26 protein-coding genes are annotated in these 23,954 nt (G+C 36.2%); 6 read left to right on the top strand and 20 right to left on the bottom strand.

Annotated features, from left to right (window positions below; all coding sequences use genetic code 11):
- The 5 genes from ABJ974_RS15295 to pth all read left to right on the top strand — a co-directional run bounded on the left by ABJ974_RS15295 (position 1) and on the right by pth (position 4,277).
- Positions 1-816, top strand: coding sequence for a hypothetical protein (locus ABJ974_RS15295; RefSeq protein ID WP_419869084.1), 816 nt, complete (start codon positions 1-3; stop codon positions 814-816).
- Positions 817-818: 2 nt separating this feature from the next.
- Positions 819-1,565 (top strand): hypothetical protein, encoded by a 747-nt coding sequence (locus tag ABJ974_RS15290; RefSeq protein WP_419869083.1) that lies wholly within the window; start codon positions 819-821, stop codon positions 1,563-1,565.
- A 145-nt stretch (positions 1,566-1,710) separates the two neighbouring features.
- The gene (locus ABJ974_RS15285) at positions 1,711-2,592 is read left to right on the top strand and encodes a hypothetical protein (protein WP_419869082.1); all 882 of its coding nucleotides are present in this window, start codon (positions 1,711-1,713) and stop codon (positions 2,590-2,592) included.
- 100 nt (positions 2,593-2,692) lie between these two features.
- Positions 2,693-3,625, top strand: a complete 933-nt coding sequence (locus ABJ974_RS15280) for a hypothetical protein (RefSeq protein ID WP_419869081.1) — start codon at positions 2,693-2,695, stop codon at positions 3,623-3,625.
- Positions 3,626-3,713: 88 nt separating this feature from the next.
- The gene (pth, locus tag ABJ974_RS15275) at positions 3,714-4,277 is read left to right on the top strand and encodes an aminoacyl-tRNA hydrolase (RefSeq protein ID WP_419869080.1); all 564 of its coding nucleotides are present in this window, start codon (positions 3,714-3,716) and stop codon (positions 4,275-4,277) included.
- A gap of 86 nt (positions 4,278-4,363) precedes the next feature.
- Here the strand turns inward: pth and ABJ974_RS15270 are convergent, their stop codons facing one another.
- The 9 genes from ABJ974_RS15270 to ABJ974_RS15230 form a co-directional block, all read right to left on the bottom strand.
- Positions 4,364-5,959, bottom strand: a complete 1,596-nt coding sequence (locus tag ABJ974_RS15270; RefSeq protein WP_419869079.1) for a SulP family inorganic anion transporter — start codon at positions 5,957-5,959, stop codon at positions 4,364-4,366.
- A 151-nt stretch (positions 5,960-6,110) separates the two neighbouring features.
- Positions 6,111-6,410: a hypothetical protein gene (locus tag ABJ974_RS15265; RefSeq protein WP_419869078.1), complete on the bottom strand. Its 300-nt coding sequence runs from the start codon at positions 6,408-6,410 to the stop codon at positions 6,111-6,113.
- Positions 6,411-6,437: 27 nt separating this feature from the next.
- Complete coding sequence (locus ABJ974_RS15260) at positions 6,438-7,103, bottom strand: carbonic anhydrase (protein ID WP_419869077.1); 666 nt, start codon at positions 7,101-7,103, stop codon at positions 6,438-6,440.
- Positions 7,104-7,257: 154 nt separating this feature from the next.
- On the bottom strand, positions 7,258-7,812 hold the full coding sequence (locus ABJ974_RS15255) for a serine acetyltransferase (protein WP_419869076.1): 555 nt from the start codon (positions 7,810-7,812) through the stop codon (positions 7,258-7,260).
- Between the two features lie 5 nt (positions 7,813-7,817).
- Positions 7,818-8,972 carry a glycosyltransferase gene (locus tag ABJ974_RS15250; RefSeq protein WP_419869075.1) on the bottom strand — a complete coding sequence of 385 codons (1,155 nt, stop codon included), beginning with the start codon at positions 8,970-8,972 and terminating at the stop codon, positions 7,818-7,820.
- The gene (locus ABJ974_RS15245; protein WP_419869074.1) at positions 8,973-9,536 is read right to left on the bottom strand and encodes a DapH/DapD/GlmU-related protein; all 564 of its coding nucleotides are present in this window, start codon (positions 9,534-9,536) and stop codon (positions 8,973-8,975) included. It lies immediately after the preceding gene.
- Positions 9,533-10,693, bottom strand: coding sequence for a glycosyltransferase (locus ABJ974_RS15240; protein ID WP_419869073.1), 1,161 nt, complete (start codon positions 10,691-10,693; stop codon positions 9,533-9,535). The genes ABJ974_RS15245 and ABJ974_RS15240 overlap by 4 nt, the downstream gene beginning before the upstream one ends.
- Complete coding sequence (locus ABJ974_RS15235) at positions 10,690-11,496, bottom strand: glycosyltransferase family 2 protein (protein ID WP_419869072.1); 807 nt, start codon at positions 11,494-11,496, stop codon at positions 10,690-10,692. The genes ABJ974_RS15240 and ABJ974_RS15235 overlap by 4 nt, the downstream gene beginning before the upstream one ends.
- On the bottom strand, positions 11,496-12,038 hold the full coding sequence (locus tag ABJ974_RS15230) for an acyltransferase (RefSeq protein WP_419869071.1): 543 nt from the start codon (positions 12,036-12,038) through the stop codon (positions 11,496-11,498). The genes ABJ974_RS15235 and ABJ974_RS15230 overlap by 1 nt, the downstream gene beginning before the upstream one ends.
- A gap of 106 nt (positions 12,039-12,144) precedes the next feature.
- On the opposite strand from ABJ974_RS15230, the gene ABJ974_RS15225 reads away from it, so the two are divergent.
- Positions 12,145-12,912, top strand: coding sequence for a class I SAM-dependent methyltransferase (locus tag ABJ974_RS15225; protein WP_419869070.1), 768 nt, complete (start codon positions 12,145-12,147; stop codon positions 12,910-12,912).
- A 37-nt stretch (positions 12,913-12,949) separates the two neighbouring features.
- On the opposite strand, the gene ABJ974_RS15220 is transcribed toward ABJ974_RS15225, so the two are convergent.
- The 11 genes from ABJ974_RS15220 to ABJ974_RS15170 form a co-directional block, all read right to left on the bottom strand.
- Positions 12,950-13,894 (bottom strand): glycosyltransferase family 2 protein, encoded by a 945-nt coding sequence (locus tag ABJ974_RS15220; RefSeq protein WP_419869069.1) that lies wholly within the window; start codon positions 13,892-13,894, stop codon positions 12,950-12,952.
- Between the two features lie 15 nt (positions 13,895-13,909).
- Positions 13,910-14,851 (bottom strand): glycosyltransferase family 2 protein, encoded by a 942-nt coding sequence (locus ABJ974_RS15215; protein ID WP_419869068.1) that lies wholly within the window; start codon positions 14,849-14,851, stop codon positions 13,910-13,912.
- Between the two features lie 3 nt (positions 14,852-14,854).
- Positions 14,855-15,790 carry a glycosyltransferase family 2 protein gene (locus tag ABJ974_RS15210; protein WP_419869067.1) on the bottom strand — a complete coding sequence of 312 codons (936 nt, stop codon included), beginning with the start codon at positions 15,788-15,790 and terminating at the stop codon, positions 14,855-14,857.
- Positions 15,790-17,586 (bottom strand): asparagine synthase (glutamine-hydrolyzing), encoded by a 1,797-nt coding sequence (asnB, locus tag ABJ974_RS15205; protein WP_419869066.1) that lies wholly within the window; start codon positions 17,584-17,586, stop codon positions 15,790-15,792. Before asnB ends, ABJ974_RS15210 begins: the two co-directional genes overlap by 1 nt.
- A 13-nt stretch (positions 17,587-17,599) precedes the next feature.
- Positions 17,600-18,424, bottom strand: coding sequence for a glycosyltransferase (locus tag ABJ974_RS15200; RefSeq protein ID WP_419869065.1), 825 nt, complete (start codon positions 18,422-18,424; stop codon positions 17,600-17,602).
- Positions 18,421-19,239 (bottom strand): glycosyltransferase family 2 protein, encoded by an 819-nt coding sequence (locus ABJ974_RS15195; RefSeq protein ID WP_419869064.1) that lies wholly within the window; start codon positions 19,237-19,239, stop codon positions 18,421-18,423. The genes ABJ974_RS15200 and ABJ974_RS15195 overlap by 4 nt, the downstream gene beginning before the upstream one ends.
- Entirely contained in the window at positions 19,236-20,069 is an 834-nt protein-coding gene (locus ABJ974_RS15190) for a glycosyltransferase family 2 protein (RefSeq protein WP_419869063.1), read from the bottom strand. The genes ABJ974_RS15195 and ABJ974_RS15190 overlap by 4 nt, the downstream gene beginning before the upstream one ends.
- An 82-nt stretch (positions 20,070-20,151) precedes the next feature.
- Complete coding sequence (locus ABJ974_RS15185) at positions 20,152-21,024, bottom strand: glycosyltransferase family 2 protein (protein ID WP_419869062.1); 873 nt, start codon at positions 21,022-21,024, stop codon at positions 20,152-20,154.
- 9 nt (positions 21,025-21,033) lie between these two features.
- Positions 21,034-21,717 carry an NAD-dependent epimerase/dehydratase family protein gene (locus tag ABJ974_RS15180; protein WP_419869061.1) on the bottom strand — a complete coding sequence of 228 codons (684 nt, stop codon included), beginning with the start codon at positions 21,715-21,717 and terminating at the stop codon, positions 21,034-21,036.
- Positions 21,718-21,749: 32 nt separating this feature from the next.
- Positions 21,750-22,460: a CatB-related O-acetyltransferase gene (locus ABJ974_RS15175; RefSeq protein ID WP_419869060.1), complete on the bottom strand. Its 711-nt coding sequence runs from the start codon at positions 22,458-22,460 to the stop codon at positions 21,750-21,752.
- Between the two features lie 5 nt (positions 22,461-22,465).
- Complete coding sequence (locus ABJ974_RS15170) at positions 22,466-23,947, bottom strand: hypothetical protein (RefSeq protein ID WP_419869059.1); 1,482 nt, start codon at positions 23,945-23,947, stop codon at positions 22,466-22,468.
- Between the last annotated feature and the right edge of the window lie 7 nt (positions 23,948-23,954).

Raw genomic sequence — 23,954 nt, 5'->3', positions numbered from 1 at the left:
ATGAAAAATATTATTCTTATTCCACTGCTATTGGTGGGATTACTCTCCTATGCTCAAGTAGGAATAAACACGAATTTACCTAAAGCCAAACTGGATGTAAACGGAGATTATAACCTCCGTGGAAAACTGGCAGTATTAAATACCTCAGATGGCGGAATTTCTGCCGGAAGCAATGATCAGGTTTTAGTTTCTCAGGGAGAAGGTTATCCCCCGGTTTGGAAAACACTTCGTATTCCGGAATACGAACCCAATAAATTTTATTTAATCTTCAATAATTCCTTTTCAGACAGAACCGGAATAACATTCAGCAGTTCCGAAGAATCTACTTCTACTTCCAGATCCGTTCTGTTTGCCAAAGGGAACGCTTACAGCAATTTCAGCAGATTAAAAAAAATAGCTTCACTCTCCCAGCCTTTTACGATTTATAGTGCGGAAAGCAAAACTTATATTCAGTTTGAGACCGTGGTACAGACTAATTTTGATGTAGTGGGAACTACGGACACATCGATAGACTATGCATGCGGAATTTTTATTGATGACCGTCTCATCAGCCTAAGACAGGGAAATATAAAAGCAAGTAGCGGGTCATTTCCGTTTATCACCCATAATCAGGTGGGAATAGTGGAAAACCTTTCAAAAGGTCAGCATACTGTAAGTGTTGCTTGCGCCCGGATGAAATCCTATAATACTGCGAGCGATTCCGTTCTGGGAATCGGGATCAATGTAGGAACCAATATCAACTCATTTATTTCCCAATCTTCGCTTAAAGTGGATGTATATGAGGTACCCCAAGTTTTTAATACCATTATAGATTAGTCATGAAAAAAAATATATTCTTAATAATAGCAATAGGAATCAGTTGCTTATTTTATTCGCAGGTGGGAATCAATACTTCTTCTCCTGCCAGTACATTGGATATCAATGGGGATGTGAATATCCGAAAAGAACTTCGTGTAGGAGGAACCAATACGACTAAAGGTTCTGCAGGAAAAGCAGAGGATATTTTTCACAATAACAGTGAAATGGGTACTAATGACTGGAAAAGCATTAAAATAGCTGATGGAGGAGGAAGTATGTCTTTATTTTCTATGACTACGGTGGCTGACAAGACAGGATCTGTATTTAGTGGTGAAAATGGGGCGATCGCTCCTTATGCAGAAGGGGTGGCATTTAGTTCTGTGTGGACGGTCTTACCGGGTACTGTGGGTACTTTTTCCATCACCAACGCAACTAATAAAGTGACTTTTACTTTTCAGACTACGGCACAGAAAACCAATAATGGAAATTCCTCTATAAGTTTTGCCTGTGGAATTTTTGTAGACAACAGTCTGCGGGCCGTACGAACAGACGTATTGCTGGGAGCGGACGGAACTAATAAGGTTTTCAATCTGAACGCTACTTTAGCCAACCTTACCCCAAAGAACAACTACAATGTAAAAGCAGCATGTACAAAGAGAAATCTTAATACAGGAACATTAGGAATAGGTACAGCGGTAAATGCTACTTATCTTAACGCAGAAATGGCCCAGTCTATCTTAACTACCTCAGTGTTGCAGCCTTATTAATATAGATTATGAAAATAGATAAGTCCGGATGTTATAACGTCCGGATTTTTTTATTTATTAATCCCATTTTTAAATATTTTTTTTCTATGTGTTGAATATATTATAAATTAATTTATATTTGGAGCCGATAAAAACTTAATAAACCATGGGTAAATCTATTTTCTTTAAGGCCTTTATAGGGCTGGGCTTTGGGATGCTTATGTCCTGTGACAATACTACGGCAGATCCTATTAACCAAAATAAAAATAACAGCAGTAATCCTGGAAACAGTGGTGGGACAGCCATTACGGGTCCGAGAATTTTGGAAAAAATTGTAGTAAATAATGTGGTTCAGGAAGAGTATGTCACCAATGCCGGTTTCCTGGAAAAAGGAAGCTTTAAAGATGAAAGTACTCCTAATACTTACTTTACAGGAAATGTAACGTATACCAATAATAAAATCTCAAGAGTGAAATTTGTAGGTACTGCGAACGGAGCTCTGACTTATGATTTTAATATTACCTATGATTCCAATGGTAAAATTTCGGGAACTACTGCCACCAACTTAATGGGATCGATGGTAGTGGGAACCAATGATTATGTATATACGTATGATTCTTCGGGAAAGATCTCAAAAATCCTGGAAAAGAGAAAAGTACCCGGAACCTCTAGCTATACGGGATTTGTAGAAAATGCCATTAGCTATTCGGGTGATAATATTTCTAAAGTGGTGTGGACTATGGGGATGATGGATTCAAATGGTGCTCCGGATATGACGTCAGGGACTTCAGTTACCTATAATTATCAAAATTATGATTCTAAAATAAATCCATACAATACATTACCGAAGACTTTTTTCATCATGTGGAGCTTAATCCATCCTGCTAATTTTTATACATTATCGAGCAATAATGTAGGAGCTTTCAATTTCGTATTTCCTTCCCCTGCACCTTCCGTAACAGCTCCCAAGACCTATCTGTATGATTCCCAGAATTATCCGGTATCAGATCAGAGCCAGGCTCTTAAATATGTTTACAAAGCTTTATAAAAATATCTTTTATTGTTAGTTTTGTTATAATATGTATTAATTTGTAATTTTTATTTAAAAAAAAATTATATTTGTGAAAAAATAAATAATCACTAAGAGAATGAAGCAACTTTTCTATTTTATTTTACTATTGGCTGGCTTTTCTTCTATATATTCCTGTAAAGATATGCTGGATGAAGACGGAAGCCCTTTACTTGACTTAAATGACAATACGGGTTTAAACGGACCACGAGCTTTATATAGAGAGATCACCGATTCTGATACGATAGCAGAATACCGCTATAATGGCTTGCTTTTATCCAAAGTAATTACAGACAGTGCTTCAATAACGGATGTAATGTATAGTGGGGATAGGGTAAGCAAGATTACTTTTAACGGTTTTCTTGATATGGATAATAACGGATATGTAGATGCGGACAGTATATCTTATACCCAGCTATTTACTTATAACGGAAATGGAAGATTAGAGACTATTTCTGAGAACCGTACGGTTTTCAGAAGACCGGATCCTGTTCCTCCGTCTACCACACCGGGACCACAAACTCTTTTAAGAAAAACAAAAACCCTTTATAACATAAAGTACAGTGCTTCTACCAGTAAACTGGATTCCATTATCATGAGAACGGGAGAAGATGTTTCAGGAACACCGTTTGATTATACGAACTATTCCAAAACAGCTTATACCTATTTGGGAGATAATGTTTCAGCTGTGGAAAGACACTATGGACCAATGGCAGGGGGAATTATGGGTGCGGCAGTTACTAAATACGGGTATGAATATATCAATTATGATACCCAGATCAGTCCTTTTACCTTGTTGCCAACAGCTTATAAGATCTCATCCTTGCTGGCTACGGAAAGCAATGATCTGAGAAGTTATATCCTGTCTCCGAACAGCCCGAAAAGAGTCTCTGTTACAGATCTTACACAGCCTGTTCCTATGCCGGCCGTTTTCTCTACCGATTACAATTATGACGCACAGACGTATATGACTAAAGGATTTGGAGTGAACTATATTTATAAACCTCTGTAAGAAACAATTTTTAAACATATTTTTAAAACTCAGTCTTATAAAGATTGAGTTTTTTATTTTTATCACTTAATTTTGCAAAAAATTTCTAATGAAATATTTAATAGTTGGCCTGGGAAATAAAGGGGCGGAGTATGAGAATACCCGTCATAATATAGGCTTTAAAGTGGCTGAAAAGATTGCAGAAACGTTGGAAGCTCCCTTTAACAGTACCAATTTCGGATGGATGGCAGAAGGGAAATACAAAGGAAGAAAAGTCCTTATCCTTAAGCCCGACACGTATATGAATCTATCCGGAAATGCAGTAAAGTACTGGGTGCAGAAGGAAAATATCCCTTTGGAAAATGTAATGATTGTAACGGATGATCTTGCCCTGCCTTTTGGAACTTTAAGAATGAAAATGAAAGGCTCGGATGCTGGTCATAACGGTCTTAAAAATATCCAGGAAGTATTGCAGACACAAAACTATGCCCGCCTTCGTTTTGGTATTTCAGCGGATTTTTCTGAAGGAAAACAGATAGATTATGTATTAGGAACATGGAATGAGGAGGAATCTGAAAAACTCCCCGAAAGAATAGAAAAATTTGCAAAGGCCTGTCTGTCGTTTGTTTTTGCAGGAATACAGAATACCATGTCAGCGTTCAACGGGAAATAATATTATTCCGAACTTTAAAAATAAAAAAGACCATCTATTAATGATGGTCTTTATACTTTACAACGATTGATTTCCAATCTTTGAGGTTACATAGCTTTATTATGGGTGACCACTACGTGAGAGTCCTGATCACGGGCATAATCTTTATAAGAAGTCCTGAACCCTAATAATTCTACCTGGATACCTTCTTCTTTCGCCCTTATATTGGCAAAGTCCTGTATCATTTCCAGTACGTCAGTAGTGATGTAAGATGTTCCTCTTGCATCAATGGTAACGGAAGAATTAGGTCGGATATTTTTTAATGTTTTTTTGATGGCAGCTTTATTTAAGAAAGAAACTTCCTCTGCCAGCTTGATGTTGATTCCATTAGCGCTATCCAGCTTTTCCCTGCTCAGGTAATAGGCACGTTTCATATTTCCCTGTAACACATAGAATATGGAGATCGCCAATCCTATTCCTACTCCTTTTAACAGGTCGGTAGCTACTACAGCTATCACTGTTGCCAGGAACGGAATAAACTGGAATTTTCCTAAATGCCAGAAATGTTTAAATGTTGCCGGTTTGGCAAGCTTATATCCTACCAATATTAATACGGCAGCCAGAGTGGCCAGCGGAATTAAATTAAGAATGAACGGAATGGTAAGTACACAAACTAAAAGTAAAACCCCGTGAATCATGGCTGAAACTTTTGAAGTGGCACCTGCATTAGCATTTGCGGAACTTCTTACCACTACTGAAGTCATAGGTAGCCCTCCGATGAATGCGCTTATCATATTTCCGATTCCCTGTGCTCTCAATTCCAGATTGGTGTCTGTAATTCTTCTCTGTCTGTCCAGTCTGTCCGATGCTTCAATACATAATAATGTTTCAATAGAAGCAACAATGGCAATTGTGGCTCCTACTACCCATATCTGTGGGTTCATAAAGCCTTTGAAATCCGGCATGGTGATCAGATTTTTAAAATCATCCAGGGATTCCGGTACAGGAAGAGATACAAGGTGCTGAGGGCTGATCGCTAATGAGCTGCCGGACATTTTAAATGCTTCATTTAATAAAATTCCTGCAATTACTGCTACTAATGCGCCAGGCAGCATTTTAAGCCTTTTTAAGGCAGTTACGTTGTCCCAAATTAAAAGGATCGCTATTGAAACTATAGTGACAATAATAGCTCCCGGATGGATAGCCTGGATAAGTTCACTGAAATAATTGAAATTGATCCCGTTGCTGAATAAAGTTTGATTTCCTTCATAATCCTGGTCGAAACCGATGGCATGAGGAATTTGTTTTAAAATAATAATGATACCGATGGCAGCAAGCATTCCCTCAATCACATTGTTGGGGAAGTAATTGGAGATACTTCCGGCTCTTATAAAACCGAGAATCAATTGTATAAGACCGGCAATGATTCCTGCACAAAGAAAAAGTTCGAATGCACCTAAGTCCGTAATAGCCGTTAAGATAATGGCCGTTAAGCCTGCGGCAGGACCTGATACAGAAACATGAGAGTTACTAAGGAGTCCCACGACCAGTCCTCCGATGATTCCTGAAATAATTCCGGACAACGGAGGTGCTCCTGATGCTAATGCGATTCCTAAGCAAAGAGGGAGTGCCACTAAAAAAACGACAAGCCCGGATGGGAAATTCTCCTTAATCCCTCCAAATAATGAATTTGTTTTTTTCATAATTGTTTTTTTTGAAAAATACTGTGTGTAGCTGATGATTTGTTACCAAATATCAGGTGTAAAAGATTGGAAATTTAACGGTAAAGTATATGTATTCAATATCAAGAATGATATGAATTTTTGTTGATGAACAACAAAGTGTACCTAAGAATTAAACTTCCGGAGGCGGGGAAAATATAGTGAGAAACGGCGATAGATGGAATGAATCATCTACCAGCACAAAAGATCTGCCTTCTAAATCCGGCTCAAAGAACTTCAGATAGTCATACACATCTAAAGTTTTTGGAAGTGTCTTTTCATAGACAGCAAGAGATGAGGTGTGAGAATGGGGTTCTTCTTCATTGATTATTATATTGGTTTGAAGAATGTCCCAACCCAAAATGGCAGCAATGCTTGGCAATGCTGTAAAGTTGAGAAAAACCACCAATGTAATAATACTCCAGAATTTCATTTTACATTCTTTTTTTGAGAAGAAACATTATTTCTTTCTGCTCATAACCCAATCAGATTCCGTAAGATTATAGATTTTTTGGATGTCTTTTAAGACTTTCTCAAAATCGATTTCCAAATCAATAATTTTACCTGTTCTGAGGTCAAATACCCAGCCATGTACTACAGGATACTCTTCTAAAATGTATCTTTCCTGCACACAGGCCATTTTAATTACGTTAATGCACTGCTCCTGAACATTAAGCTCCACAAGCCTGTCATAACGTTTACCTTCATCTTCGATAGAATCCAATTCTGCCTGGTGTAATCTGTATACATCACGAATGGTTCTCAGCCAAGGATTCATTAATCCTAAATCCTGAGGAGTCATCGCTGCTTTTACACCTCCGCAGTTGTAGTGTCCGCAAACAATAATGTGTTTTACTTTTAAGTGCTCTACAGCATACTGAATAACAGCTGTGGAACTCATATCTAAAGTATTAACAACATTAGCAATGTTTCTGTGAACAAAAACTTCTCCCGGTTTAGCTCCCATCAATTCCTCAGCAGTCGCTCTACTATCCGAACATCCGATATACAGATAATCAGGAGTTTGAGTTTTAGCCAGTTCATGAAAGAACTCAGGGTTGTCTGCAATTTTAGATTCTACCCACTTCTTGTTGTTTTCGAAAATAACTTCGTACGATTGTGACATAAATTTTGAATATTAAGTTGAACAAATTATTTATTTCGTGTAAATTATTTTCAAATCCAATAGATCATATCAATAATTATGCAAAATTAAAATATTTGGTGAAAAATCAATGTATTTTAACAAAGTTTAATATTAATTCAAAATATTAAACATATTATACTTTATTGTTAATATATCCTAAAGTGGCTTCTTCACTGGGGTATATTTTAGCAGGGTTACCCATAACAATCGAATGGGAAGGTACATCAAAGTTCACATAAGAATTGGGAGCGATGAGTACATTGTTTTCAATTGTAATTCCTCCTACAATTACGGCATTAGTGCCGATCCATACCTCATCACCTATGACGGGAAATCCTTTGTTTTTCCCACGGTTTTGCTGTCCTATGGTTACGCCCTGTGCTATATTACAGTTCTTACCAATTTTAGCATTGGGGTTTATGACAAGGCTTCCCCAATGTCCCAGATAAAAGCCTTCTCCAATTTCTGTCTCCGGATAAATCTGATATCCATACTTGATCTGATAATGCCTTAATATGAATTTCCAGATGGTCCCGAGGACAGGAGTATGCCTGTATTTTTTTGCCTTACGGAGGATATAGATAAAATGAAGATTAGGATTGATGCATTTTTTCCAAATCTCAAAAGTGGAAAGCCATTTCCCGCTTTCCCGATAAAAATCTTTTTGTATAACAGAATAGTCTGACATGGTAATTAAACATTATCAATTATTTCCTGAAGATGCTGAACGGATTTTTCCAGGATGAATGGAAGCTCAGTTTGCTCTATTTCTTTTTTATATTGCTCCCCAAGTTCAGGGTTCAATAAGAATTTTTTCATTCCTTCATAAATTCCTTCTTCAGAGTTAGGAGTGATAGTTCCTAATTTTCCGTCCTGTAAAAGGTCTTTTATTCCTGAAATATCCGTTGCGGAAATGGGTTTATTGAGGATAAGAGCTTCTGCAATAATGGTTGGGAATCCTTCATGTCTTGAGGACATTACATAAAAATCCGCCTTTTTTAAGTAAGGGTAAGGATTACTTCTAAAGCCAAGCATCTTAGCCGTTTTTTGGAGTTCGAGCTTATTCAGTAAATCCTGGATATTATTAAAATCGTATCCGTCGCCTATAATGAGAAGGTTGTGCTTTAATCCTTCATCGATCAGTTTTTTGTGAACATGCAAAAGCCTGTCATAGCCTTTTTGAGGGTATACAGTCCCTACGGTAACAAATGTTGGAATATTTTCTTCTGCAAAAGGATAATCATCAATAGCGGCATTGGCTTTTTGCAGGGTGTCACTTTTATCAATAGGATTAAATATCTTGATCACTGATTGTTTTTCCTTGTCATTACGAGCCAGCTTATACATATTCTCCTGCAGTTTATTGGAAATAACAAGGATCTTATCAAATTTGAAAAACTGCCGGATTACATCGTTGGTATATTCTTTCAGATTGAAGATATCATTTTGTACCCAAATGATTTTTTTAGAATCTTTCTGAGGGCTGGATAATATTTCTTTATACATTCCATGGATGGCTGCCAATTCTATATCATACTTTTTATTTTTAAGTACGAATTTATAAAGAAGAGAAGGAAACCAAAGGAATATTTTTTGGTACAAAACCCTGTATGCTTTCACCGGAATTTCATGAGGCTTGTTGGTTGTGATCATTTCCCCTTTGATGAGGTAGTACACATTCACCCAGGAAGGGACCTCTTTGATATATATTCCGGAATAGAGATTAATCAATAAATCAATATCATACTTATCCTGAGGGATATTTTTAAGAAAAGTTACCAAAACTTTCTCTGCACCCCCATGACGTAATGATCCTATACGGATAAGTATTTTCTTTTTTTTCGACATTTATTTTTTTACAGGTTTATAGGTGTGGGGAAGATGTTTTTTGAGGTGGTCTTCCAGTTTTTTTCTGTCTTTTTCCAGTTCGAGAGGATAAACCGTATTATTGGCTAATAGCTTTTCCCCATACTGTTCAATGGTACAGATGAATTTTGCAGGAGCTCCCGCATATATTGAATTATCCGGAACGGAACTGCTTACGACACTCAGAGACCCCACAATGCAGTTGTTTCCGATAGAAACACCGGGTAATAGAACAGCTCCTTTTCCTATAAAAGTATTGTTGCCTATTTTGATTCTTCCGAATGTTCTTCCGTCTTTATACTTTTCGATTCTTTTGGTAACACGGCCGTCTCCGCCATGATTGATAAAAGAAACTCCTTCCGCGATAGTTACATTGTCTCCCATTTCAATAAGGAAGGGTTCGGAGCCGAAGTTGGGGATTCCCTGTACATAAAGGTTATCACCTACTTTCAGACCGTTATCGATGGCAACTTGTATGGTAACATGCTTGATCAGGTCCTCATACAAGGAGCGTATTTTTAATATGATTCTGTATAGGAGTATCATTGTTGAGCGAGTTTTAAAATTATATTTTCAACGGCATCAAAAATTTTTTGATTGTCGAACTGATCTTCAATATTAACTAAATTCTCTTTGATGTCAGAGACCAATTCCGGATTGGTCAGAAATTCCTTCATGGCTTCATACATATCATCTACTTCATAATTAATAAGATATCCGTTTTTTTTGTGAGTGATCATTTCAGGGATTCCGCCTACATTCGTGGCGATAATAGGCTTTTGAAGGATGAGAGTATCTGCAATGATAAGCGGCCATCCTTCAGATTCGGAAGGAAGGATAAAAAAATCGGCATTCTTTACATAGGGATAAGGATTGGTAAGGGAACCTAAAAACTCAAAGCTACCGGTTACATTCAGGTTTTTAGCCTGTTGTTTCAGTCTTTCTCTTTCTTCTCCGTCTCCGATTACGGTAATGTGATGATTAAAGCCATCCTGTATTAATCTTGCATGCGCTTCCATAAGTTTATGAAACCCTTTACGGCTATGTAATCTTGCTACCGAAACAAATGTCGGAACTTTAGGAAGCTCAGGTGTAAATTCTAATGCTTTACTTTTTAATTCTTCAATGGGAATGGCATTTAATATTACCTGGTTCTCTGGGAGCTTAAGGTCCGGAAATGTTTTTACAAAAATATCCCTGGTCTGCTGGGATCCGAAAATGAAATAATCAAAACGCGGGATATATTCCATTACGAGAGGAATAAGCGGTTTGAATTTCGGTACCGTAACATCGGAATGAAACCATCCTATCTTTTTAGAATTTTTGTTACTGGAATTTAGGGTCATAGCAAAAGTAGAATAGGACGGGGCAATCTCCACGTCATATTTTTCTTTTAAGATCCGGTCTGCTATTTTGGGATCTTTTTCTGCTTTTATAAGTTTAAGCTTTCTTTGTGCCAGCTGGATTTTCTGAATGAAAGAATTTTGGGACATATCTTCTTTCCCGTCCACCAGATATACTTTTCTGATGTGGGAAGGAAACTCATCGCGTAATTCTCCCTGGTTCATGGTTAAGCATACCGTAATATCGAATTTTTCCGGATCGAGGTTGTTAACCATGCTTAAAATCACTTTTTCCACTCCTCCCATTTCCATGAAACGATGCCTGAAAAGGACTTTTATTTTTTTGGTAGTGTGGCTCATGATATCTTTCTTAGGATTCGGGAAATTAGGGTATTTTGCTTCTGAAAGATGAAATCGGAAAGCTGACCTATTTCATCAATGTTTTTACCATAGAGGGTTTGTATTCCTCTTCTTTTAAGGGTGTTATACAAGACGATATTCCAGTTTTTATAAAGTTTTTCTTTTTTCTGCTTGTTTTGAGAAACGCCGTTGGCGTGGTTACGGTAAAGGTACAGTGGTTTTTTTATAAAATAAAAGTCTCCTTTTTCGTATAGCTTCAGGTACAAATCCTGATCTACCGAAGAGGTTATGGCCGGGTCTATTTTATCAATCGTATCATACGTCTTCTTTCTGAAAGTAAAGAAATGCGCTACATCAAACCTGATATTAAAAAATAAAGGATCTTTATTTTTTATTTTTCTCGAATAGGGAAACAGTTTACTGGGAACCAAATTTTCATTACAGATATAAAATTGTGAATAAGTAGCTACGGTTTCCTCATTTTTATAAGCCTTTATACTTTCCTCCAATGCATTGGCCGTTAACGCATCATCCGGATCTAAGAATCCGCAGATATCTCCTGTGGCAAGTCCGGCACATCTGTTTTTAGTAAACCCGACTCCTTTGTTTTCTTGGTTTTCATAAAAAAAGAATCTGCTGTCCTGTGAAATTATTTTTTTAACTTCTGCTTTCTCAGCTTCATCAGAATAATCATCTACAATAATTACTTCCCAGTTTTTATAGGTCTGGCTCAGAATGCTTTCAAAGCAATTTTTAAAAAAATGGGCATTATTATAATGGGCAATAAGAATAGAGAACTTCATTACTGTTGTTTAAAAATTAATTCTTGTTTGTTAACAACCGTTGTATTGGGCGGGACATCTTTGTAGATGGTACACCCTGCGCCAATAATACAATTATCACCTATTGTAACTCCTTTCAGCACGGTTACATTAGTTCCTAACCAGCAGTTTTTCCCGATTTTTATGGGAGCTGTGGTAAACTCGGAATGAAAAAGTTTAAATTCCGGGGAAGTCTGATAAGCGTGGTTATGGTCGTACAGCTTAACATTTTCACCAAATAATGTATTCTCTCCGATAGAAATACTATCAAGACAATTAATGGAACAAAAGTTATTCATGAAAAAATGGTTTCCTAGCTCCAAAGTTGCATTTTTCTGTACTAAAATATGCACATAATTCCGGAAGCTCACAGCATCACCTATGGTTACATTTTTAAGTTCAGGATGTAAGATAAAGCGATTGTAAGCCCCTAATTTAATATTTTTAAAAGAAATATTAGGGTGCTTTTTTAGAAGGGAAATTTGCCTTTTTCTTTGAAGTTTTTCAAAAATTTCAGGAAACATAATTTGGGTTTTTATTTTTTTTCGGGCATGAGTGTAAACAAAGATAATTTGTTTTTACAAATTTATGACAAAAAAAAATTAATTTTGCTTTATATAAAAAAAACAAATGAGCGAAGTTGTAAGAGTATTCAAAACTTTTTTGGGATATCTGAAAAGACCTGATCTTTACCCGGAACTGGGAAGAAAAATTATTAAGAATACCTTTAATAGAAGTAATGCTTTTAAAGGGAAAGACAAAACCCTCCTGTGGGCTTCCGCCCATGCTATTTCCCAGCAGGAAGCTATTACCAGGCTTTTCGGAATGGAGGATCATTTTCAGGAAACCTTTAAAGATATACTGGAAGAGGCAAAGAGAAAAGAAGCGGAATGTCCGGTGAAAATGGGAGGAGCAGGAGCTTTAGAGCTTATCTATTACTCCTGTGCGTATACGGAAGCAAAGAATGTTTTGGAAACAGGAGTTGCTTACGGATGGTCCTCTTTAGCTTCATTACTATATCTGGATCAGCATACGGGGACCTTGTTCAGCTCTGATATGCCTTACCTTGGGCAGGACAGTGATCAGTATGTCGGGTATATAGTTCCTGAGAAACTAAAGAATAACTGGAAGCTATTCAGGTATGCAGATAAAGAGTCGTTGCCTAAAATCTTTGCTGAAAATAAAATTTTTGATGTAGTTCATTATGACTCTGATAAAAGCTACAATGGAAGAATGTGGGCTTATAAAGAGCTGTATGCACACCTGAGAAGCGGCGGGGTTTTTATAAGTGATGATATTGGGGACAACTCGGCTTATCAGGATTTCTGTGAAAGCCATAATATTGATACCCTTGTCATAGAATTTGAAGGAAAATATGTCGGAGTATTTATAAAATAATCTACATAGTATATCTAGGGATTTATTTCTTTAAAACTTAAAACAGTTCTTTACGGAAATTAATATTATATAATCCTGAGCGGATACTTTTATAATCCGTAAAAAAGTATTTCAGGATCATCCCCCATTTTTTTAGCTTGGAAGGGGTATTTGCGATGACAAAACTGCGGTAGACCCTTTCTATATGATGTTTAATATCATCAGATATAGAGGTTTCGTTTTGTGCCCAGTTGTTTACTTCACTCCATAATAAAACCCTAGTTGATGCAGGCTTTATTTTTCCTGAGTCCACTTTTGTTATTCTATTATCCTCATGAACACCTCTCATAGCCACGGCGGCATTGATGATACCCGGATACAGACGGAGATAGTAGGCTAAACGGAACAGGAATTCGGAATCCTGATGTAATCTGAGATGGGTTTTAAAATATTCTCCTATTTTAGGCAAAGCACTTTTCCGGATGGTTAAACCATCGAGACTGAATAGTCCGAAGCTGCCTCTCATCCCGATTAAGCCCGGAAATACATCTTCTGGAGCATGCTGTTTGTATACTGTTGTTAAGCGGTCCTGGAACCTCTTATAATATTGTTCTTTTGCTTTTTCCGAGTAGTAGTGTACTCCGATAGCGCCATACACCCCTTCCACTTCTTCATTCTTGAATAAGTCTCTTTCTGCATCAAAGCGGTTGGAACAGTAATAATCGTCGGCATCTAAAAAAGCAATATAGTCGCCCGTGGATTTTTCTATGCCCAGGTTTCTGGAAGCTCCGGCACCGTGGTTACCCTTATCGGGATGCTGAAAAAGTTTAACTCTTTCATAGGTCTCGGATAAATGCCGGCATACTTCTAACGCATTGTCCGGAGATTTATCCTCTACCAATATAACTTCATATACTTCTTCAAATTGCAGAGCGGATTCTACAGCCTGAGAAACATATTTTTCAGCGTTATATACTGGGATTATAATTGATATTTTCATCATTATTTAAAAAAGGCTTTAAATGAGTGTTTTTCTGAAGTTGATATTATACAAGCCAGATCTGATACTTGGATAATCGAGAAATAAATATTTGATGAGCATGCTCCATTTTTTTGAGGTTGGAGAATTTGCGATTTCAAAGCTCCGCTGCATTCTTTTAATATGAATTTTAGCATCTTCGGGCATTGTTTCTTCGTTTTGAGCCCACGTATTAAGTTCGTTCCAAAGTATAGCTCTTGAGCTGGCCGGTTTAGACTTATTGATATCTATTTTGGTGATCCGGTTGTCTTCATGAATACCTCTTACGGCAACGGCCTTATCCAGAATACCCGGATAAAGGTCAAGGTAATAAGATAACCGGATTAAAAATTCAGTGTCCTCATGCATTCTTAATTTAGGTTTGAGCAGGGTCTTCATTTTTTGTAATAAGGAACTTCTCCGGATCGTTAAAGTATCGATACTGAATAATCCGAAGCTTCCCAACATATATATCTGTCCCGGAAAAACATCTTTCGGAGGGTGTCTTTTATATATAGTGGTCAGGTTGTTCTTAAATAATGTATAATATTGTTTTTTAGCTTCTTCGGAATAATAATGTACACCGAGTGCTCCGTATACACCGTCTACTTTCGGGTCTTTGAATAAGTCTTTTTCCGCTTCAAAGCGGTTGGAGCAATAATAATCATCTGCATCTAAAAAGGAAATAAAATCTCCGGTTGCCTTTTCTATCCCCAGATTACGGCTGGCAGCGGCCCCATGATTTCCTTTGTCCGGATGTTGAAAAAGCTTTACTTTCTCATGTTTTTCAGCCAATTCCCGGCATACTTGCAGGGCATTGTCAGGGGATTTGTCTTCAATTAATATGACTTCCGAGACTTCGTTAAACTGCAGGGCGGATTCCACCGCCTGCGTGACATAGTCTTCAGCATTGTAGACTGGAATAATGGTTGATATTTTCATAAATTATTTGTGATAGTTGAAACGATATTTTGTCTTAAGTATTGTCGGGTTTTTAATAGCTTCAAAAAGGATATTACCGTATTTTGTAAATCCTTTTTTTAAGGATAGATCAAAAGATTTGTAACTCAGATAGATCCTTTTCTTATATTCATCAGGAATATGATTGGAGCAGGCCCAGTCATATAAAGATTTCCAATAGATATGCTGTCTCTGGTTGTACTGAGGAGAATACTGTATGATCTTGGTAATACGGTTGTCATCATGCACACCTCTTATCGCAACGGCTTTATCTATAATTCCGGATTTGAGATGACAGTGATAAGCTAATTTAATAATGAAATCCGAATCCTGGTGAACACGGAGTTTTTCATTAAATCTCAAATGATGGGAATCAATGGCGGATTTGCGTATGGTAAGGGCATTGAGATGGAAGAAGGTCCCAAAAGTTTTCGGTGTTAAACTCAATAGTCCCCTGAATACTTCCTCTCCTTCCGCGTGGTATTGTACCGTCGTAAGGTTGTTGTCTTTAAATTTGGACTGGTATTCCTGTTTCCCTTTGTCTGTGAGGTATTCGATACCGATAGCACCGAAAACACCTTCAATTTTGGGATCTTTAAAAATTTCTTTTTCCCCGTCAAACCGGTTGGGAAGATAGTAATCATCTGCATCCAGAAAGGTGATGAAGTTTCCTGTTGCTTTATCGAGCCCAAGGTTTCTGGAAGCTCCGGCTCCATGATTTTCTTTATCCGGATGCTGGAATAGTATAACTTTAGGATACTCTGTTGCTAATCTCTTACTGATTTCAAGGGAGTTATCTGTTGATTTATCTTCAATTAAAATAATTTCTTTCACCTCTTCAAACTGAAGGGCCGATTGTACAGATTTCTCTAAGAACCGTCCTGCATTATATACCGGGATTATTACAGAAATTTCAAGCATTACAGAATATTTTGATTATTATGGGCCCAAAGGGCTAGTTGTAGTAAATTCCAGTGTCTGTGATCTTTATTCAAGAACTTCTGGGTAGTATTAAAGTCGATATAATTAAAGACTTTCTGATCCGGATTTTTCAAAAGGTCATTGGAAAGGTTCATCAGGTTATCTTCTTCAAACCAGCTTTTTACGCTCATTCCAAATCCTTGTTTGTGTCGTTTTCTTATCGTTTCGGTCCAGTAAGATCCCATTGCTTCACGAAGGATGATTTTATCATTATCGTTGGTCAGTTTTAATTGCTCGGGAAGCTGAATACAGAACTCGGCAAAGTCTATATCGAGAAACGGTGTTCTTACTTCCAGGGAATTGGCCATTGCCATTCGGTCGGATTTTACCATCATATTGGCAGGAACATAGCCTTCCAGATCTACTCTCATGATGTCATTCAAAGAGTGTGGGTCAGGATTAAAGCTGTATGGCTGCTGATAGTCGGATAAAATGCCTAATGCTCTCTGCTCTTCTTTATTAAAAGAGTTTCTCACGAAATTCTGATGGAAATCCAAAATGGAATTGTGCTCCAGGTTTTTCTGGGTAACAAATGAGACCTGTTTTAAATTCTGATAAAGCTTCAGCCCGAACTTGGCAATAATATTTTTGTAGCTGAAATGGTTCCTCAGTATATTTTCAACACGGTAAAAATCATATCCGCCAAAAAGCTCATCCCCTACATCTCCCGAAAGCACTACGGTGAGGCTCTTTTTTGCATTTCTGCAAATTTCATAGTGAGGAATGAAAGAGATATCCGCAAATGGTTCATCAAAGAATGGAGATATTTTTAATAAAGAATCTGCCAGGTCTTGTTTTTTCTCATGAACCTCAATGTGGTTGGTTTGGTATTTGTCAGCAATTTCTTTGGCATATTTTAATTCGCTGGATTCATGATCATACCCGAAGCTTATGGTGGTCTGCTTAGGTAAAAATTCAGCTACCAAAGCCACAATGGATGAAGAATCTAATCCTCCGCTTAAAAAGCTTCCTACTTCTACATCGGCAATAAGCTGTTTTTTTACAGCGTTTTTCAATAAATAAATAAATTCTTCTTTGGCATCGGATAAGCTGAGGTTTCTGTCTTTTGCCGGGATGCTGTAATAGCGGGAAACAGAAGCTTTTCCATCCTTCCATGTCAACTGGTGGGCAGGTGGCAGCGTATAAATGTTGCTGTAAATACTTTGGTAAGAGCTTACATATCCATATTGCAGGTAATGTGCCAGGGCATCATTGTTCACCTTAGGCCGGATCAATCCTGATGCGAGAATAGCTTTGATTTCCGAGGCAAAAATAAATTCATTATTCGGGCCGATCGCATAGAAAAAAGGTTTTTCTCCAAAGCGGTCACGGGCGCAGAACAGCTGTTGCTTTTCTTCATCCCAAAGGGCAAAGGCAAACATTCCCGGAAGATCATGAATAAGTTTCTCCTGCTTTCTTTGATACATTGCTAAAATAACTTCTGTATCCGAACTGCCATGATAAGGATATTCGGAGTATTCGTTTTTCAGGGTCTGATATCCGTAGATTTCTCCATTTAAAACGATACATTCTTTTTGGGTATTGGAAAACATGGGCTGCTTTCCATTTTCAGATAAATCTATAATAGAAAGTCTGCGGTGTCCCAATGCTGCATTTTCATAAAACTCAAGCTGAGCCGAATCGGGACCACGATGCGCGATGGCATCCGTCATTTTCTGTATATTATCTTGGTAGTTTTTAGCATTATTTGCTATTATTCCGGCTATTCCACACATAGTGATAGTTTTCCTAACGTTTAAACTGTTTTCTGATTACATTCTTTACAAGCATCGGTACTCTTTGCATATTATGCTGTAAAGATTTGAACTTGTTGATCTTTAAATGATTTTCAGGGCTTATTCCGAAATCAGATAAATTAATATCAAAAACACATTTATTATTAAATGTAGAATTCATCAGGTTATGCTTATGAATAATCTGTATGAACATTTCCTGATGATCATAATGATTCACTTCCTTATAATACCTGTAATTATTGTGGTTTTCTTTTATGACCGTTCCGAAATCATCAATGCTTTCCACGAGACTTACGAAAGGGTTGGCCAGAGCATAATATTCGGTTACGATAGCTTCTTTGTCTGAAATTTTTGTCAGCTGTAATCCTTTTCGGGGCTCAATCACCATATCATGAACCGGCTTAAAATGATCGTGTACGGCTTTTACAAAATCTTTATATAAAATGTCATCATTATCGAGGTCACTGCTTATAATGTATTTTGTATGAGCAGTAAAATAGGTAGGGATAATTTCTAACAGCCTGGAATTCATTTCGTCAAAATCCCTGACAAACACCGGTGTAAAGGGAGCAAATTCCGAAGATATCCTGTTAATGATCTCTTTATAATGTTCTGAAGTATTTATATCAAAAAAAACAAGCCAGATAAAGTTCTTATTGGTTTGGTTTTTAAATGAGGGAAGGGTGTAGGTCTGAAATAATTCAAACCGGTCTGCCAGCCATTCATCCGTAAGGGGTTTACTCCCTTCTCGGGTAATATCCCATCCTTGGGTAGGAACATTAAAGCGGGTGGTAATTATATGTATAAATTCATTCATTTGAATAATTTTGCAAAAAAGTTATAGATTCTGTAAGGTTTACTGCTGTAGATATGTTCCAGTTTTTGTTCATAGAAGAGTTTACGGGTAAGCAGTTTTACATAACTCGGATGAAACTCATTGTATAAATTTAAGTGCTTTTGGTAAATGTAATTATAAATTTTTTCAGATCGCTGTTCGTCTTTTTTTATTTTACCAAGCATGGATTCTTCCGTCGTTCTTTTCTGGAGAATAGGGTAGTCAATCTTTTTAAAAGGACGGTTTCTGTATTCTGACATTAGATGTATCCAGAATTCCCAGTCTTCCACACCGATTTTCAGATAATTGTCATAGCGGATCTTGTCTCCTATGTCCTCTTTTTTATACATGGAAGCACAGTAAAGCTGGTTTCTGACCAATAAGTCTTTTAATTGAATATTATCGGAAAGCTTAGCTTTTTTTTCACCTCCAAAAGAATCGGAATCTGAATAAATAACCAAGGCTTCAGGATACTTTTGGAAAGCTTCTACCATTTTTTCCAGTGAAAGGGGAGCCAACGCATCATCAGCATCCAGCGGTAAGATATATTTACCTGAAGAATTCTCTATTCCTGTATTTCGGGCTCCGGGTAAACCTTTGTTTTCCTGAGATACATATTTAAAACGGGAGTCGGAAAGATAGGGCTGTATGGCTTCTTCGATATTATCCGGAGAACCGTCGTTCACGATTACACATTCCCAGTTCTCATAGGATTGGGCTAAAATAGAGTTGAGGCAATCTCTGATATAGGGTTCAGAATTGTAGCATGGTACAATTACAGTTACTTTCTCGGTCATTTTTTAAATAATTTCTTTACTTTTTGTTCTAATCTGAAGAATTTGAAAGCGATGCTTTTTTCAAAGGGCTGAGTCTTTGGAATAACAAAAACATTTCTCATTTTTTCATAAAACAGATCTTCAAGGTTTATATTTCTTCTTTCGGCCATTTTGATGAGTGCAACCCAATGCCAGAAGAAAGCTTTATAATACACCCAGGAAAGGCTTCCCTGGATTCTCCGGTAATAGTATAGCTCTTCATCCAAATGCTTTACAGGTGCTATCTCACACATTTTCATGTAGATGTCTTTATCTTCAGCTCTTTTTATAAAAGAGTCTATTCCGGATGTAAGGTTATAAATACTTCTTTTAAAGGTGGCAAGCTGGGTAATCTCACCATGAAAATTATAGTAATCATAGTTCAGTTCCGTTATTTGCTTGGCTTTATGCGTATCATACACTTTCAGGTCGTTATCACAGAAGTACATATTGGAATAAACCAATCCTACTTCAGGATATTTTTCATGATATTCAAGGGATTTTTCAACGGCATCTTCTCTCAATAAATCATCCGGATCCAATCTGCAGAATATGGGAGTCTCCGAAATCTCAATTCCCCGGATTAATGTTTTCTGGTAACCCATATTATTTTCGTTTTCAAAGAACCGGAAATGGGGATTACCAGCAATTATTTTTTTTATTACTTCAACGGAGTCATCGGTAGAACCATCATCAATTATAATAGCTTCCCAGTCGTCACTGGTCTGCTTTACCAGGCTATCATAGCAGTCCTGAAAATACTGACCGTTATTATAGTTGGCAATGATAATGGAAAGTTTCGGAGGTGTCATTTTTTTATAAAGTTTTAAAACAGAAGATATTCTGTGATAATGATTAAAAACTGAGTATTAATTATGGTTTACTAAGGAGCTATTATAATTCTTTAAAAAATTTAAATAAACCTAGCTTAGCACCTAGCTGTGCCCATTTGGACTTTTTCATACGGTCCACTTTATAACGAAGCTGGGAAAGCTCATTATGAGGACGGTCTATTCTAAAGAAATTCTCTAAAAACAGATTTTCAACATTGATATTTCTCCTTTTGGCTGCGTTATTAATTACCAACCAGTGCCAGTAGAATGCTTTATCCTGATTTTTAAAGGTGGAAATACCATTATTATGGACCCTGTAATTGTACAAGGCATGGTTAATATATTTTACAGGTCCTGATTCATACATTTTGATGTATAAATCCTGATCTACCGCTCTTTGTAGGTAGGGATCTATGCCTTCTGTTTTTTGGTAGAAGTCATTTTTATAAGTAGCAAAATGATGAATAGGAGAGCTGAGATTGAAAAAATGAGTGTCATTATTTTCTACCTGCTTTCCTTGAAATACCTGGTTTAATTTTAGGTCCCCGTCACAAACATTCAGGTCGGAATATACCATGGAAATTTCCGGATATTCTCTATGTGCCTGTACGTTGAGCTGTAAAGCCTCCGGTGTAATGGCATCATCAGGATCAACGAATGCACAAATATCTCCTGTAGCCAGCTCGGCACATCGGCGTTTATTGTAGCCACATCCTTTATTCTCTTGATTGATGTAAATTTTGAACCTGTCATCATTACCAATAATATTTTTTATTATTTCTACGGAATTATCCGTAGAGCAGTCATCTACAATGATAACTTCCCAATTCTGATAGGTTTGCGAGAGAATGCTGTCGAAACAGTCTTTAAAGTAACTGCCATTGTTATAATTGGCAACGAGAATACTGAAAAGTGGGGAACCTGTATTTTTCATAGTGTTTTTTTAGCTATAATAACTTTCAAGTATCTGTGTTAAATATTGTTTTTTATCCATCGATTGCTTTTCACTGAAATACTTTTTGGTGAAAGGAGTATCAATATGGTAATCAATTCCTTCATGGATGAACTTGGTGTTCAGCTCAATGTTATAGAAGGATTCTATGATTTCTAAAATTTCTACTATCGTATAATTTTCGGGGTATGCAACATTAATGATCTGATTAAAATACTTTTTATCTTCTATAAGTTTATAGGTAATGTTTTTAATGTCTTCTACATTAATAAGATTTCTGGTTGCTTTTGTGTGCACATTGATAGGGGAGTGGGTCTTAACGGCATTCACCAGATAATTCATAAGGAGATTGGGGCTTCCTCCTTTTCCTACGGCATTGCTGACCCGAAGAATGAGATAGTCCTTTGCGGTATCGGAAATAATTTGCTCCATCTTATGCTTATGAAGAACATATAAGCTTCCTGCCTTGGAAGAATCATAGATACTGCATGTGGAGAAGTAAACAAAAATCTTTTCGGGATTTTCTGCTAACGTTTTTCTCAGCAGATCTTCTTCTCTCTGAAATTCTTTTGGTTGAGTTTCTAAAGAATTAGAAACCCCTGAGGCAAAAAAAACGATATTTTCAATATCATTTTCCTTAAATAAATTTGCTAAGAGACCATTTCCTACTATCATTTTTCGGTGTTTTTAATTGTTTTTAAGAGAAGTTAATCTACTATCTTATTTAAAAGTTCTAAAGATATTTTATCTAAAAATAAGTGTTTATTTTTTTTTATTTTTTCAATATCCCAATTCCACCACTTTATCTCAAGTAGCTTTTCAATAATCTCTTCTGAAAATCTATATCTGATAATTTTCGCAGGAGAACCTCCCACAATTGCATATGGAGGTACGTCTTTTGTTACAACACTATTGGCAGCAATTACTGCACCATCACCAATTGATACTCCGGAAAGAATAATATTATGAGCTCCAATCCAGACATCATTTCCTACTATTATATCTCCCTTTGAATAACTATCAATTCTTAATTCTTCATTAAAAATCCTTTGCCTTATAAAATAAGTTGTAATTTTTTCATAATCGTGAAGGATTTCCTGAAAAATTGTTCCTGTTGCAAAGGAGCAAAAGCTACCGATCTTGATTTTATTAGTATATGCAGCAATATAGGTGTTTGGACCATTAATGCTTGTATATCTTCCTATTTCAACATTTCCGGTAAGTCTCGCTTCAGGTATATAGCAATGCTCACCTATTTTTACGTCGCCATAGATTGTAGAATGGAGGATTTCAGATGTAGGATGAATTAAATTATAATATTGTATACTGGAATGTTTTACGTTTGGATAATTTAATTCATAACTGTTAGATGCAGCTTTTTTTTTACCTCTTACTTTATTTACTATTTTTCGGAACATAATTTCTAGGAATTAAAAATTTTTTCTATAGCATTTATATCAATATAGGTTTCTTCTTTTTCCTTATGGTCATTGAGGGAAGATTCGAATTGTAAAAAAGTAGCTAGAAACTCTGTGTCATTGTAATCAATATAAACTGCTTTACCAGCAGAAATTTTATTTTCAAAAGCTGCTTTACCAATTTTATTTAAAATTACTGTTTTTTTATTAAATAATTCTGCTTCAATTGTAGTACCAGAAAAGTGAGTAACGTTAAAAATACAGTTTTTTAATAATAGAGGAAGTGGATAGTTGTTAGCTGTTTCATACTCTACTTTATCGTTAATAAAATTATCTTGTATAATTCTCAAAATCTCTTCTTTTTCCTGTTTGGTTTGTCTAGGATGAAACCTCAGATACCATTTGTATTTTGATTGTTTTATTACTTCTAATAGGTTTGGAGAAAGGAGAGCCGATACATCTAGAGGTTTGGGCTGTAAAGTATATAGAATAAAAGTGTTTTCCTTCATTTCTTTTCCAAAATCAAAAGTCAACCATGGATTTCCTCCTATAAAAGAAGAATATTTAGAGTTTCTATTGAACGTTTTCTTTATTAATTCTGCTGAATCTTTATCCCAGTTCCAGTAGATACGTGGAAGAGCATCATACCCACTTTTGGGCAACTGGCTCCAGTTAGAATATGCTAAATGCAGCTCGGTTTGAGGACCGTGTTGCATTTCGATAGTAGGGATATTATATTTATTGGCCACCGCTGTGAGTATCATTCCAAAATCATGATAGTAACAGAGTGTAAATAAATATTTTGGTTGTATTTTCTTTATAATAAGAGAGGCAAACTGATATTTTATATCTAAATTATCATTAATATACTGTAGTATTTTTTCTTTACTTTTTTGTTGTGCAAAGTCACTGGTAAGTGGGTTACTTTTTAAAAAATTGATGAAATCTGTATATCCTTCTAATTTTATATGAATAGGTTTTCTGAATTTTCTTTTTATTCTATAATAGTATTTGAATAAACTGAATCCATACAGGAAATTGATTGATTTCTTATCGTGGCTTATCTGAATGTCTTTATTTTCTTCATATTCTAGCAATGAAAAATCAGAAATGCTGTATTGTTTAATGAGAGGATCATAAAATTTATTGTAAAATATTCCGTTGAACTCAGTTCTATGAACAAAAGCTCCTACAAATAAATATTTTACTTTTTTTAAAGAAGATAGCCACTTAAAAAATAATCTGGAAGTATCTAAATGATAATATAATTTTTTTAAGTAGTGAGGAGATGGGTTAGGCTGAGCCGGAGCTAGTATAAGGTCGTCTTCTTTTGATTCTTGCTCAATTTTAAAAATAAGATGAAAATAAAGCATAATTCTAATGAAAGGCCATAGATGAATATTATGAAATTTCCAATTGTTAACATTGAATTTTTCTTCAATGTCAAGGACGAAATTTCTGATATCTTTTCTATCATTGATATGCATTAATATT

The sequence above is a fragment of the Chryseobacterium sp. CT-SW4 genome (genome assembly GCF_048572715.1).
Taxonomy (GTDB): domain Bacteria; phylum Bacteroidota; class Bacteroidia; order Flavobacteriales; family Weeksellaceae; genus Chryseobacterium.
Note: the sequence above shows the minus strand (reverse complement) of the source record. Positions and strands in the feature narration are given on the sequence as shown.